At 60.7% G+C, this 12,470-nt stretch carries 14 protein-coding genes; 6 read left to right on the forward strand and 8 right to left on the reverse strand.

What is annotated here, in order from left to right:
• Positions 1-465, forward strand: a 465-nt coding sequence (locus VII69_01620; GenBank protein HEY5093794.1) for a hypothetical protein, incomplete at its 5' end; no start/stop codon positions are given.
• Positions 466-526: 61 nt separating this feature from the next.
• On the opposite strand, the gene VII69_01625 is transcribed toward VII69_01620, so the two are convergent.
• Both VII69_01625 and VII69_01630 read right to left on the reverse strand, forming a co-directional pair.
• Positions 527-1,015 (reverse strand): hypothetical protein, encoded by a 489-nt coding sequence (locus VII69_01625; GenBank protein HEY5093795.1) that lies wholly within the window; start codon positions 1,013-1,015, stop codon positions 527-529.
• On the reverse strand, positions 1,012-2,607 hold the full coding sequence (locus tag VII69_01630) for a S53 family peptidase (GenBank protein ID HEY5093796.1): 1,596 nt from the start codon (positions 2,605-2,607) through the stop codon (positions 1,012-1,014). The genes VII69_01625 and VII69_01630 overlap by 4 nt, the downstream gene beginning before the upstream one ends.
• A 150-nt stretch (positions 2,608-2,757) precedes the next feature.
• On the opposite strand from VII69_01630, the gene VII69_01635 reads away from it, so the two are divergent.
• Positions 2,758-2,934 carry a hypothetical protein gene (locus VII69_01635; protein HEY5093797.1) on the forward strand — a complete coding sequence of 59 codons (177 nt, stop codon included), beginning with the start codon at positions 2,758-2,760 and terminating at the stop codon, positions 2,932-2,934.
• Between the two features lie 156 nt (positions 2,935-3,090).
• On the opposite strand, the gene VII69_01640 is transcribed toward VII69_01635, so the two are convergent.
• From VII69_01640 to VII69_01650, 3 genes are all read right to left on the reverse strand, one after another.
• Entirely contained in the window at positions 3,091-3,672 is a 582-nt protein-coding gene (locus VII69_01640) for a pyridoxamine 5'-phosphate oxidase family protein (protein HEY5093798.1), read from the reverse strand.
• Between the two features lie 67 nt (positions 3,673-3,739).
• Entirely contained in the window at positions 3,740-5,311 is a 1,572-nt protein-coding gene (locus VII69_01645; protein HEY5093799.1) for a DHA2 family efflux MFS transporter permease subunit, read from the reverse strand.
• On the reverse strand, positions 5,298-5,744 hold the full coding sequence (locus VII69_01650) for a MerR family transcriptional regulator (GenBank protein HEY5093800.1): 447 nt from the start codon (positions 5,742-5,744) through the stop codon (positions 5,298-5,300). The genes VII69_01645 and VII69_01650 overlap by 14 nt, the downstream gene beginning before the upstream one ends.
• Before the next feature lie 405 nt (positions 5,745-6,149).
• Between VII69_01650 and VII69_01655 the strand changes: the two genes are divergently transcribed.
• Positions 6,150-6,674 carry a hypothetical protein gene (locus tag VII69_01655; GenBank protein ID HEY5093801.1) on the forward strand — a complete coding sequence of 175 codons (525 nt, stop codon included), beginning with the start codon at positions 6,150-6,152 and terminating at the stop codon, positions 6,672-6,674.
• Positions 6,675-6,681: 7 nt separating this feature from the next.
• On the opposite strand, the gene VII69_01660 is transcribed toward VII69_01655, so the two are convergent.
• Positions 6,682-7,410 (reverse strand): class I SAM-dependent methyltransferase, encoded by a 729-nt coding sequence (locus tag VII69_01660; protein ID HEY5093802.1) that lies wholly within the window; start codon positions 7,408-7,410, stop codon positions 6,682-6,684.
• A complete protein-coding gene (locus tag VII69_01665; GenBank protein ID HEY5093803.1) occupies positions 7,410-8,255 on the reverse strand; it encodes a hypothetical protein in 846 nt (281 codons plus the stop codon). Before VII69_01665 ends, VII69_01660 begins: the two co-directional genes overlap by 1 nt.
• Here VII69_01665 and VII69_01670 point away from each other — a divergent pair.
• The 3 genes from VII69_01670 (at position 8,248) to VII69_01680 (ending at position 11,555) form a co-directional block, all read left to right on the forward strand.
• Positions 8,248-8,466 (forward strand): hypothetical protein, encoded by a 219-nt coding sequence (locus VII69_01670; GenBank protein ID HEY5093804.1) that lies wholly within the window; start codon positions 8,248-8,250, stop codon positions 8,464-8,466. The genes VII69_01665 and VII69_01670 overlap by 8 nt on opposite strands.
• Positions 8,441-8,890 carry a hypothetical protein gene (locus VII69_01675; protein ID HEY5093805.1) on the forward strand — a complete coding sequence of 150 codons (450 nt, stop codon included), beginning with the start codon at positions 8,441-8,443 and terminating at the stop codon, positions 8,888-8,890. Before VII69_01670 ends, VII69_01675 begins: the two co-directional genes overlap by 26 nt.
• 127 nt (positions 8,891-9,017) lie before the next feature.
• Entirely contained in the window at positions 9,018-11,555 is a 2,538-nt protein-coding gene (locus VII69_01680; GenBank protein HEY5093806.1) for a zinc-dependent metalloprotease, read from the forward strand.
• 13 nt (positions 11,556-11,568) lie between these two features.
• On the opposite strand, the gene VII69_01685 is transcribed toward VII69_01680, so the two are convergent.
• Complete coding sequence (locus VII69_01685) at positions 11,569-12,264, reverse strand: dienelactone hydrolase family protein (protein HEY5093807.1); 696 nt, start codon at positions 12,262-12,264, stop codon at positions 11,569-11,571.
• Positions 12,265-12,470: the final 206 nt, after the last annotated feature.

The raw sequence follows: 12,470 nt of genomic DNA on the forward strand, positions 1-12,470 counted from the left end.
CCGCGCTACAAGTTCGGAGGCACGGGAACTCCGTACGACGCGCTCACATGCGGCAGTGCGAACGTCACCTCTACAAATCCGAGCCGGATCCCCGTTCCCGACCCCTACACCGGAAACTTCGACAACCTCGGCGCCTTCAGAGCGCCGAACCAACTGCTGATGCACATGCAGATCTCGTACGACGTCAGTCCGCGGGTTGCGCTCACGCTCAACTTGGCGAACCTCGTCAACGCGTGCTCCGGCGGAACGTCAATGCCATGGACACGCTACGCGAACAACAAGGTCTGCGGCTACACGTTGCCCGGTTACGCCGCGCCGCTCAACTACGGCAGCGTCGGACCAAACACGGCGGGTGGCTTCTTCAATCCGGGTGCGACCTTCCAGCCGATGCTCGCGTACCCGTACCAGGAGAACCCGACGATCCAACCGTTCAACGCGTTCTTAGGCTTGAAGATCAAACTCTGATCGCTTAGGATCTCGAAGAACGTCAACGTGCGGACTCCGGCATTTTTGCCGGGGTCCGTTTTCACTGATACGGGCTCGCACCTTGCGGAAGCAGAGGGCCGAAATCGGCCGGAACCACGACTTCAGGCTCTGCATTTGGCACGAGTTCGCGGCCCGCTTTTTCGTAGGCCGTTGCGACGAACTCGCCGCACGTGAACCGGTCCTTGTGCGCGAGATAGATGTTCAGATGTGCGAAGATGCGGTCGCATGCGATCGCGATCAAGTCTGCCGGGTCATAGCCGTCGCCTATCTTTGACTCTGCCCACCTTATTGCGGTCTGTGCAGCCTCCTTCGAAGGCGGCGGAATCAAATAGAAATGTTCCCGGCGCTTTTGGGCGAGCGCCGTTCGGACGACGCCGCTTGGAAGCGCCTCTATCAGCTCATTCTCGTTCAATGTGATCGCGACGTGATAGAACGGCGATTTGGTGAACAGCGAGATAAGCCATGCGGTGCCGTGCGGCCGAAAGAACAGAGCGATGCTGCCCGGCGCGATGTCGACCGCGCTACTCAAACGGGCTGCTGAACCTTTGATCCCGCGCTCGTCACCGCCGTCAGCGACGCTTGTATTTTTGCACCGTTGGGTGAGCCGAGGCCGGTGCACGCATCCCAACCCGCCTTGGCGCTAAAACCAGCGACGCTGTTCGCGCCGTTGTCGCCGACCGTGATGTCGTTGCAGGCTGTCGTGGCATACAGCATCGGCGTGAAAAATCCAACTTTGCTTTTGAGCCGCTGGTTGAGCAGTGCGGTCAGCGCTGCCCAAAGCGGCGCCACGGCGCTGGTCCCGCCGCTCACGAGGTCCTGGCCGTGAACGCGAACGGCGATGCCGGAGTTTGGATCCGCATCGCCCGCGATATCCGGAACGCCGCGCATCGTGAGCGCCGTTTTGGATTCAGCGATCAATCCGGCTTGCCAAGTGGGTACGGGGAATTGAACGCTGACGCCGCCTCCAGTGGCCCAACCGTCTTGATTGTTCCAGACGGTCTCGCCCGTGATGGTCCCCGAACTGCCCTGAAGGTTCGTACCACCGCACGACGTGATGTGAGGCGCAGTTCCCGGAAAATCCGCGTGCCGCTGACCGTCGAAATCGCTGTCCGATGTTTGCTGATCTGAACTGCCGTGGTCTCCTGCCGCAGCGAAGACGCTCACGCTCAGCAAGGCGGCGCTTTGGGCAAGCGTTTCCCAGGCGGTCATCGTTTGAGCGGTCCAATCGCTTTCCTTGGATCCCCAGCTTATCGACACTGCCGATGTGTTCGGATCGTGGACGGCCTGCGAGACCGCCTGATAGAAACCCTGATCGGTGTTTTCGGCGAAGTAGACGACGATGTTCGCGCCGGGTGCGATGCCGCCGATCATCTCGATGTCCAGCATGACTTCGTCGTCGTCGGCTGAGCCGTACGCGACCGGTAAGCCCGGCGAGACGCTGACCGTGGACACTTTCGGCGCGGGAGTGCCCGGCGCAAGGGCAGCGGCGAAATAGGTTTTCAGGTCGGTGGCATCGTACGCGCCGCCAAGCTCGATGATGGCAACGGCCTCGCCCGCTCCATCCCCAGTCGGAAATTGATACAGGCTTGCGATCTCCCTCGGATAGTATGATTTCTGCGCTACCCGCGGATGAATGACGCGCGGCGAGGCGGCAGGGCGATTGTCCAGACCGAGCACTGCTTCGACGAGGGGTGCGATTCCGGCGGGCAGCGTGACCGGACCTTGTCTCCCACGGAAGGTGAGCGAGCCGCGCGTGAAGTCTTGCAATTCGGTGCCAAACGCTCGTTCAGCGTTTGCGACCGAGCCGCTGAGCTCGACGACTCGACGCCCTGCGTCGACGTTTTTCACGGAAAGGCCGCACGCCGCGGCATAGTCCTTGACCGCGTTGATGGCCGCGTCGTCGGCGCCATATTGCTGGACGAATGCCGCGCGGTCCGGCATGATCCGGTTTTCCACCGGCGTGGCTACGTGGTCGCTTAGCGCCGGCCCGTCGATAGCGCTTTTCGGCTTTAGAATCACCGTGACGTCGATGTTGGTGGACGGATCGGTCTTTCCGACCAGCGTGGCATTCGAGGCGGCTTCTTTTGTGCTGCCCGCTAGGACTACCCGCGATTCATTCATGGCCGGTTCCTCATTTTTACGACAGAGTTGACGTCAGGCCACAATCCTACGTCTCCAACGCAGGCGTGTCAAGAGTTCCTGCGGCGCGGATGAATTCGCGAAACCGACGTGGAACCTCGAGAATAACGTTCGCGAAAGGATGATTTGCAAATGGCGCTTTTGATTTACATCATCGCTCTGGTCATCACCGTGCTGCTCATGAAGGTGGCGGATCTCGTCCACCCCACATCCGGTGACATCCGCGTGGCGGTTTTCCTGGCGATATTGTTCGTCGTCAACTATATCTTAGGTCTTGTGCCGTCGGCGCGAAGCCGGCGCGCGCCGTAGCGAAACGATCATCAAAGATGAGCCCGAGTTTCCAAGGTGCTACGTCAAAGATCCGTATGGATTGATGCACAATCTGTCGACGTGACATCGTACTAGGGTGAGCAACGCTCACCCAATTTTTGGGCAAGCGATGCTTGCCCTAGTACAGTTGCCCTCCTACAGTTTCGGCAAGACGTCGGCTGCCCACTCGCTTTTCTTCCATTCAGGAACGGGTGTCGCAAGGCCGGATTTCGGCACGAATCGCGAGCGTTCGACGAGGGCGTAGCGATGGATGTAGCGCGGGCAATTCGGAAACACTTCACGCACGTGAACCCGAACGACGAACTGCGCTTCGGGATAGCCGGCGATTAGACGATCTTCGAAATCTATCGACGCATCCCCGTGAATGCGCAACCGTTTCGGGTTTTCAAAATCGATGAACAGCATGCCGACTTTATGCTGCGCGGCGGCGTTGCCGATGGAAAGGTACATGCCATTGCCGTCGTAATTCGGGAATGCGATCGTACGATCGTCGAGGATGCGGACGAATCCGGGATCGCCGCCTTTGTACGAACACGTCGGATAGCCCCTATGATCCACGGTCGAGAGAAAGAACATGTCGCGGCTCTCGATGAACTCCCGGTCTTCTTCATCGATTCGATCGGCGACCAATCGCGATTCGATGCGATCTGCTAGCCGCCGCGTGTCGAACCGGTCCTGAAAAGCCCGACTGCCTTCGTGATAGATCTGAGCCGTCATTGGTCGCCTCCCGATGGCGCTGTCAATCGATCACGATTTTTCGGCGTCGTCTGAATCGGGGCCTCGGTCACACGGCTTCGGATTCCTCGCGGACCACCTCGACCGGCGCAGACGAATGGGATGAAACGTCGAGGACGATGACGCCGGATGGCCTTTGCCGCAGAGCGAACGCGAGCGGGATCGCGCACGCGAGCATGATCGCGCTGATGACGAACGCGTCTTGGTACGAGAGAACGGTGGCCGCCGCCGTGAGCCGGGCCTGCAGCATCGCCATTGCGGCGTTCGGCGCGAGACCGTGCATGGCCGCCCAGCGCGACGTCTGCGCAAGATACTGCTGCACGGCGGGCTGGAACGCTGTGACATGTGATGAGAGATCGGTGAATCGTTCTTTGAGGCGGATTGTGGTATATGCCGTCGACGCAGCGATGCCGATGCTCCCACCCACTTGCCACACGGTGTTGATGATACCCGAGGCACGCCCTCCGAGGTTGCGAGGGACGTTCCACAACGCTGCGCTCGTAAGCGGAGTGAAGAGCAGGCCAAGCCCGAGAGAGCGCCAGAGCATCACGGTCGCCAGAAGCGAGAAGCTCCAATCGGTGCTGAGATCGCGGAAAGCGAACGAGGCGATGGTCGCGATGACAAGGCCGACGACGACGAACGAACGCGCGCCCAGCCGATCCGAAAGCGTTCCCGCTATGGGCATGGCAAGGGCCATCGCAAGGCCGGCCGGCACCAGCACGGCGCCCGATTGAAGCGGCGTGTAACCGAGCTGATCCTGAACGAAAACCGGGATGAGCACGATCCCCATGTAGTAGCCGGCGCCCAGCAGGGCGCGCAACGCGACCGCGATCGAGAAATTCCACGTCTCGAAGAGGTGCAGCTCCATCAACGGATCGGCGGTGTGCATCTCCCACGGGATGAAGATCGCGAAGAACAGCGCGGCGCCGAAAAAGCAGCCGACGATGACCGGCGAGTCCCAACCCTCGGTGTTGCCCTGGCTCAACGCGTACAAGAACATCAAGAGTGAAGCAGTGAGACTGACGAACCCAACAACGTCGAATCGGCGATGGATGCGCTCCGTGTCGTCGGGCAGCAAGAAATAGCTCAAGATCAGTCCGGCGATGCCGAACGGCATGCCGATCAAGAAGATAAACCGCCAGTCGACGAGATCGATGAGATAGCCGCCGACATATGGCCCGAGAGCCGGCGCAAGCACCATCCCCAGGCCCCACACACCCAGCGCGCGCCCGAGCTGGTTGACGGGAAAGAATTGCACGATGACTGCCATGGAGGTCGCGGAGAGAAAGCCGCCGCCGACGGCCTGGAGAATCCGAAAGCCGATCAGCGAGATGGGATTCCACGCAAGCGAAGCGAGGATCGACGCAACTGTGAAGATCACGAGCCCAGTCATGTACATGCGTTTGCGGCCAAACGTATCCGCTAACCAGCCGGCAGTGGGCATCGAGACCGCGTAGCCCAGCATATAACCCGTGATCACCCAACTGATGGTCCCCAAGTCCGCGCCGAACGACGACATGAGATTCGGCAGCGCGACCGTTGCTATGCTCGAATTGAGAGGGCCGAGGAAGTTGCCCACCATCACGACGCCGAGAAGGAGCCAAGGATTAGGTTTTGCCATCGGCCTCGCGCTCTCGCAGGCGTCCTTCGATGAAGCGACAGTCTCGCTCCAACTGCGCCGCGCTCCGCCTGGCGTCGGCGAGCTCGCGCGCGATCATCTTGATGCGCTTGTGTACGCTCTCGAGGTCGTCGCGGGCCTCGCGCGCGAGATTGCGTAGATCGGCAAGCTTGAGGTGGCGCTCGCCGCGGTCATCGACATACGTGCGGTAGCGCAGGACTTTGGCGATGGTCTCAAGAGAGAAGCCCAGCGATTGCATGTTCTTGATGCGCGCGAGCACGCCGATCGCACTTGGCTCGTACAGCCGATGCCCGCCAGGGGATCTCGCAGATTGCAATAGCCCAAGCTCTTCGTAGTAACGCAGCGTGCGCCCGGTGACGCCGGCTTGCCGGGCGGCGTCAGCGACCGTGAAAAGCCTTGGATTTGCGATAGCCATACTAGGAAGTTAACGTGAACGTCAATATTTCCTCCTATCCGATCCGCCGTTTATCGTGAAACTTAAACGCTCCTCCGGCGATAACCAATGTTACCGTCGTAGCGATAGGGGAGTTCTGGCTATGTCGTTCAAGTTCGTTTTGCGTTCGCTCGCGTTCTGCGTTGCTCTGGCTTGGGTTTGCGCCGTGAGCGCTTTGGCCGCGCCCGCCAGCCTGAATCCCGCGCGATGGACGCGATTCTCGCATACGGCGCGACGGCTGACGCGAAATAGCGCGATGATCTAGCATTCACGGGGTCCTGGACGGCAGTGCCGCGTCACACCGGTGGCAGTCCAACGACGGGAGCCCAGGCGCGCGCGGACTAAGAGCTAGCGGGGTCCTTTTGTGCCGCGCTCGTGGAGGCATTCATGCTACTTCCCGTTTTGACAATCGTAGGCATCATCACCGTGGCGTTCGCCACGCCTGCGCCGCAGGCATCCGCGCAGCCGTGCACGGCGTCGCAGAACCGGCAATTCGATTTTTGGCTCGGCGACTGGCGGGTCGTCGATCCTCAGGGCAAGCGTGCAGGGACAAATCTTGTCACCGCCGTGTACGGCGGCTGCGCACTGCAGGAGCATTGGAAAGGCGTGGACGGCGACCAAGGTTCGAGTTTTAACATCTTCAACAGCCCTACCGGCAAGTGGCATCAGACGTGGGTGGACAATTCCGGAACTTTGCTTCTGCTCGACGGGGGATCGCCGAGTCCGGGGGTGATGGTGTTGACCGGCACGCGCCGTACGAAGAAGGGCAGGATGGTCGAAGACCGGATAACGTGGACGAAGATCGACGAAAACCGCGTGCGCCAACTTTGGGATTTCACCGCGGACGGCGGCAAGAAATGGGCGGTGGTCTTCGACGGCACCTATATCAGGCAACCCGCCTCGTCCAGATGACCCGCTGCTACACGCATTTCAAGACGCACACATCGAGCAACGGTCTGCGCGCCGCTGCACGACCGTTCGGCAGCTTCAACGGCGTGGCGCCCGGATGCAAGCTTTGCGGCGTGTGGACTTCACGCCGCAGCACGGTGAGGCGTGACGTGTCCGAAATCGCCTTGGCCAACGCAGGCCAGCTATGCTTATAGGTTTCGATCGCGATGTCGCCATGCGGCGTGGGCATGTGCGTGTACTCATATGCGTGCGACGGATCGATGTCGCTCAGAAAGCACTCGCCGCCCGGTATTAGGAGGCGGCAGATTTCGGCAAAAAGGTCGCGTGGCTCCGCTATATGCGAGAGCACGCGTGTGCAGACGATCGAGTGGGCGGCGCCGCTGGCGAGCGTGGTATGCCGGACGTCCGCGGCGACGAGAACGGCCGTCCGCGTGGCGATCACATCGCGGTGCTTGGCCCGATTCTCCGCAAGCATTTTTTTGGAGATGTCGACGCCGGTATACGAATTTCCCAGATCTTGAATCAGCCGGCGGTATCGCCCGGATCCACACCCCAGATCCACGACCTCGCCGCGCGGCTGCGCGACGAGCCACTCTCTTACAAGCGGCGTCTCGACGCGATCCCAAAAACGGCTCCACGGCCACTCGTCGTACGACGACGCCGCCAAGTCATACCCTTCGGCCGCGCTCATCACCCGAGCGGCGACCGGATCGCGCGCTACAACCGCCGCCCGTCTCATCACTTCCGGCCGTTCGCCTTCAGCTGGCTTATTTCTTGCGCCAGATGCGCGATCTGCCGCTTGACGTCCGCCACGTCGCTTCCGCTTTTCAACGTCACATCGGCCGCGTTCAATCGGGTGGTCACGTCATCCATTTCCGACTTGAGCTCCGCGACTTCGCTGGTGCTGATCGGGTACCGATTGAAGATCATGCTGCTGATCCACGGTTGGAGAGTGGAGAGCACGAGCAAGAACACGAGCACGACGCCGCCGAATGTTATGCTCTTCTTCACGTCGGCGTTCACTTTGTCGGAGACCTCTTGGCTCACTTGTTCGATGCCCATGAACGACTTCGGAAGCATGGCCGCCGCCGAAGCGAGTTCCGAAACGTAACGGTCATCGTCGAGCACTAAGGGATGCATCGTTCCCGGAGCTCCTGAGAGTTCGTGAAAAGTAAGCTTTGCGATCTCGGAGTCGGGTTCGATGGTGATATCCTTTTTTGACAGGTTGACGACCACACAGCTGAGCGGTCCATCGTAGCCTGGTTCGACGATGCTCGTGTTGAGCAGCAACAAGCCTTTTTGTGCGAGCCGGAAGAGCTGCCCATATTGACCCACGATAGTCGCTGGAATCCGCACTCGTTCGCGCGTCATGATGATGACGGTCTCCGTCGGACTGATAGACCATATGCGTCGCGTCGATCCGTCGGGAAGCCGGTCGCCGATCACCTGCTCGTTGCCGGTCTCGGGCGAAAATACGCGGGCGGCTCTAAGATTGTAACGGCAGTGCTGCAATCCTTGCACCATAAACGGCGCGATCATCTGATCCGCCTGTACGCGCTGGCTGATTTCGACATCCGTGAACATAGCAATCTCCCCTTATTCAAACGGCAGGCCGGAATATTTGACGCCGCCGGCGCACAATCTCTTTGATGCGGAGGGTGCCGGATGTTCGAACCGGCCGTTCCGCACGATCCAATTCGGTTTGGTGATCATCTCCCTTTTCTGTTTCGCCTTCGCATTTTATCTGCATTTCAGCGTGCCCACAACCGATGGCGTGGCCGGCCGCCACGTTTGACTTCTCGGTCAAACCAGCGGACATCAGCATCAGCCGGGTGGCGGAAGCGGTTCTCAAGATCACGATAACAACGATGCACGGCGCTGCTTGTGTCGGCGAACCGGTGGTCCAGCTCCATGCGCTTGGGTTCGACCATGATAGCGCTCAGCCGGTTTCGCTTAATCCGAACATCCCCGCCGTTTGGAAGTGGCAGCTTCAGCCAACGGCCGCCGGCGACCGGTTGGTCGCAGCAAATCTGCTGCAAACCGTCATGAACGGCAAGGGCAAGAATTGGAGCATCGCCGTCGGAATTCTCGCAGCGTTGGGCAACTTCACGGGCCCGATCTTTCAGGGACTTTCCCGACGGCGCGCGCGCGGCCAACAATCGCGCCGGCCGGCAACCGCGCGCAAGCGGTCATCGCCTTCGCAGCCTCCGCCCGGCTAGCACCGCATCTGAAAGCGTCACGATCGGACATATTCGAGCGTGCCCGCCCAAAAAGGGCAGCGGGGACTCGTGCAGAAAGCGCGTGACCATTAACTAGTTGACGTTGCTCGAATCGCAGGAGGCCGCGATGTTTCTTCATGCCGCACGTATTTCCGTGCTCGCACTCGCTATGCTGACGACGACCGGTGCAGGACGCGCGCTCGCAGCTGCTCCGCCGGCCCCGGATGCGTCGGCGTCCGCTGCTGCAAACAGCAGTGGACCGCAGACGTACGATCAATTCGTCAAGGATGCGCAGGTGCAAAGCGGCCTGTTTCCGATCATCACGAAGTCGGACAAGATCTATATCGCGATCGGCGCAAATCAACTCGACCATCAATTCATCGAGACCTCCGTTCCGTCGACGGGACTCGGCGGTTTCGGCCCTGCGCCGGGCGAGCCGTACGTCGCACCCGCGCGGATGATCGAATTTTCAAAGATCAGCGGCAAGATCGTCATGTTCTGGCCGAACACCAATTTTTTGGCGCCCGCGGGTTCGCCGCAAGCGGACTCTATCGCCGCATCCTTTCCTAGTTCCGTCATCGCTACCGAGCCGATCGTGGCCTCGGATCCCTCGGGCGGCGTCGTGATCTCTGCCGGCGCGTTTCTCGGCGACGTAGCCGACCTCGATGCCAGTTTCAAACAGGTGATCGAGAATCCGGGGCACGGCTACCGGCTGGACCCCTCCCGTTCGTTTTTCACGAAAGCCGTCGCGTTCCCGGGGAACGATTTGCTGGAAGTCAACCAGACGTGGGCGACCGAGGACCCGGACACCATCGATAACGTGCCGGATGCGCGCAGCATCTCCGTGCGGATGGAATACAACCTCATCCAACCGCCGAGCGACAGCTACATGCCGCGCATCGCCGACGACCGCGTCGGCTATTTCGAAGTGCCGTATTTGGATTTTGGATCGGACCAGACGTACGCGCGCCAGACTTATTATATCTCGAGATGGAACTTCGCGCCCGCGACGCCGGGCCGCCCCTCGGCGGCCACGCATCCGCTCATGTTCACCATAAGCAAGGATGTTCCGGTTGAATACCGGCAAACGGTCAAGGACTCGCTTTTGATGTGGAACGCCGCATTCAAACGCGTGGGAATCCTCAATGCCGTCAGCGTGCAGGACCAGCCCGACGATCCGTCTTGGGATCCCGAAGACATGCAGCACAACATGGTTCGTTGGATCGATACGTCCTCGCCGCAATATGGCGCGGAGGCGCTCATCGTCAACGATCCGCGCACGGGTGAAGAGATCAATGTCGGCATCAATGTCGACGCGGTCGAAGGCACGGGCGACAATTCGGCATACACCTATTTCGTCGCACCGATGCGCGGATTGCCCGACGACCCGGCCGCACGCCGCGAATTCGTGAGACAAAACATGGTCGCGACCGTGCTGCACGAGTCCGGCCACGATATGGGATTTCAGCACAACTTCTTGGGGTCGCTTGCCTACACCGATTCGCAGCTGCAGAGCAAAGCCTTCACCGACGCGAACGGCATCGCGACGTCGGTCATGGAATACGCGCCGTTAAATCTGTGGCCCAAAGGAACGCCCCAAGGCGACTACGCCCAGGTCGTGCTCGGACCGTACGACTATCACACGATCCAGTACGGATATGGATATATCCCGAATGCGCGCACCCCACGCGACGAACTTCCAACCCTCCGTCGCATCGCGTCGGCTTGGAACGACCCGAGATTCCGCTTCGCCTCCGACGAAGACGTGAGCTTCGGCAACGGCCACGCGATCGACCCTCGCAATCAGCAGTTCGACCTCTCGAACGATCCGCTGCACTGGTGCCAGGTGGAGATGACCGGCGAGCACGCGCTCATGAACTCCGTGAACCAACGATTCCCGGCTTTAGAGCGGCCAAACGACGATGCGCGCGAGGCGTTTGGCGTGCCGCTGCGGCAATACGGCCGCTGTGCGAGCATGCCTTCCAGATATATCGGCGGCGAATACCTATCGCGCAGCCGGGCCGGCGATCCCGGAGGCGCCGCGCCGCTCGCCTTCGTGCCGCGATCGCAAGAGGTGCGCGCATGGCAGCAGATGGACCACTATCTCTTCTCGGATTCAGCCTGGCAGTTCAATCCGTCGGTATTGACCCACCTCACGTACAGCGAACAGAGCGTTCTGAGTTCGGGAGGTGCTTGGGCCTACAACCCGTCCGACCGCCACGATGTGGCGATCGTGGAGTTCGCCGGCTTGGCGCAGGACACCGCGTTCAACGAGATGTTCGCGCCGCTCACACTGCAGCGCATCGACGACCTGTCGGTCAAATACGGACAGGGCCGGACCATGAACCTCGCCGATCTCTTCGACTGGGCGCAAGCGTCGGTCTTCGGCGATATAAGCCGGGGACGTTCCGCTTCCGACGGCGTGGTGCTTCGGAACCTGCAGTCGCGCTATGCGCGGCGGCTTGCGACGCTCTGGGTGAAGCCTAGGGCCGGCACGCCGGACGATGCGAGATCGCTGGCGCATTCGAAGCTCGTGATGCTGCAGCACGATGCGAGAGTCGCGGCAGGCAGGGGCGGATTGGACGAGATGACGGTCGCGCATCTCGAAGCGCTGGAGTCGATCGCGGGTGAGGCACTGTCGGCGCAAGCGACGACCACGCCGTGAGATCCGTGCGGGTCTAGGCGTAAACGCCGAATACCCGCAAGAACTCTTGCGTGAGTGCCCACGATTGCACTGCCGCGCCCGGCTCGTAGCTTGAACGGCGATCGCAGAAAAAACCATGATCGGCTTGTGAGAACACGACCTGTTCGTGGAGCTTTCCGTGCTGTGACAGCGCGTCGGCCACAGCCCGATAATGGTCCGGCGTAATGTGCTTGTCTTTGCCGCCCCAATACATGAGGAGCGGGCCGTGCTGCCGCTGTGCGAGGTCCAGCAAGTCAGGCGGAACGCTTCCGTAGTATGAGACCGCCGCCCGCAGCCGCACGGTCGCATTGGCGATGTACGAGACGCGGCCGCCCATGCAGAATCCGATCGCAGCCACGCGATCCGGATCGACGCCGTCGATCGATGAGAGACGGTCGAATGCGGCGCGCACATCGGCCTCTAGGTCGGGAGTTTTCAGGGCAGAAACGTGTGGCCGGACCGCTTCAAAATCGTCATATGAGCCTTCGAAGCCCGGCCCAGTCCGGTGAAATAACTCCGGAGCCAGTGCCGTAAAGCCGAGGGCGGCGAAGCGATCCGCGATGTCGCGGATATAGGCGTTCACCCCGAACGCTTCTTGAAATACCAGCATACCCGCGCCGTTCGGCTTTCCCCGCGGAGGCGAAACGTAGGCGCTCATGATCGTGCCGTCAGAAATGGCGAGCTGTTCCATGGCCCGTACGTGTGCGGAAGGCCGTTCCGAATCCTCCGAAAGCGAGGTCCCGGAAGGAAGCAGTAACCGGGCTTCGACTAGCTAAATCTTTCGTCAGATTCTTCCATCAGTTCTGACTAAGGAATGCACTAATGTATATCGTAGCGCTTGCGGCCATGCTGGCCGCCGGTTTTGCGTCTGTCTTCGCCGACCCCGCTGCCAGCCCG

This window comes from Candidatus Eremiobacteraceae bacterium (genome assembly GCA_036511855.1).
GTDB lineage: Bacteria > Vulcanimicrobiota > Vulcanimicrobiia > Eremiobacterales > Eremiobacteraceae > JABCYQ01.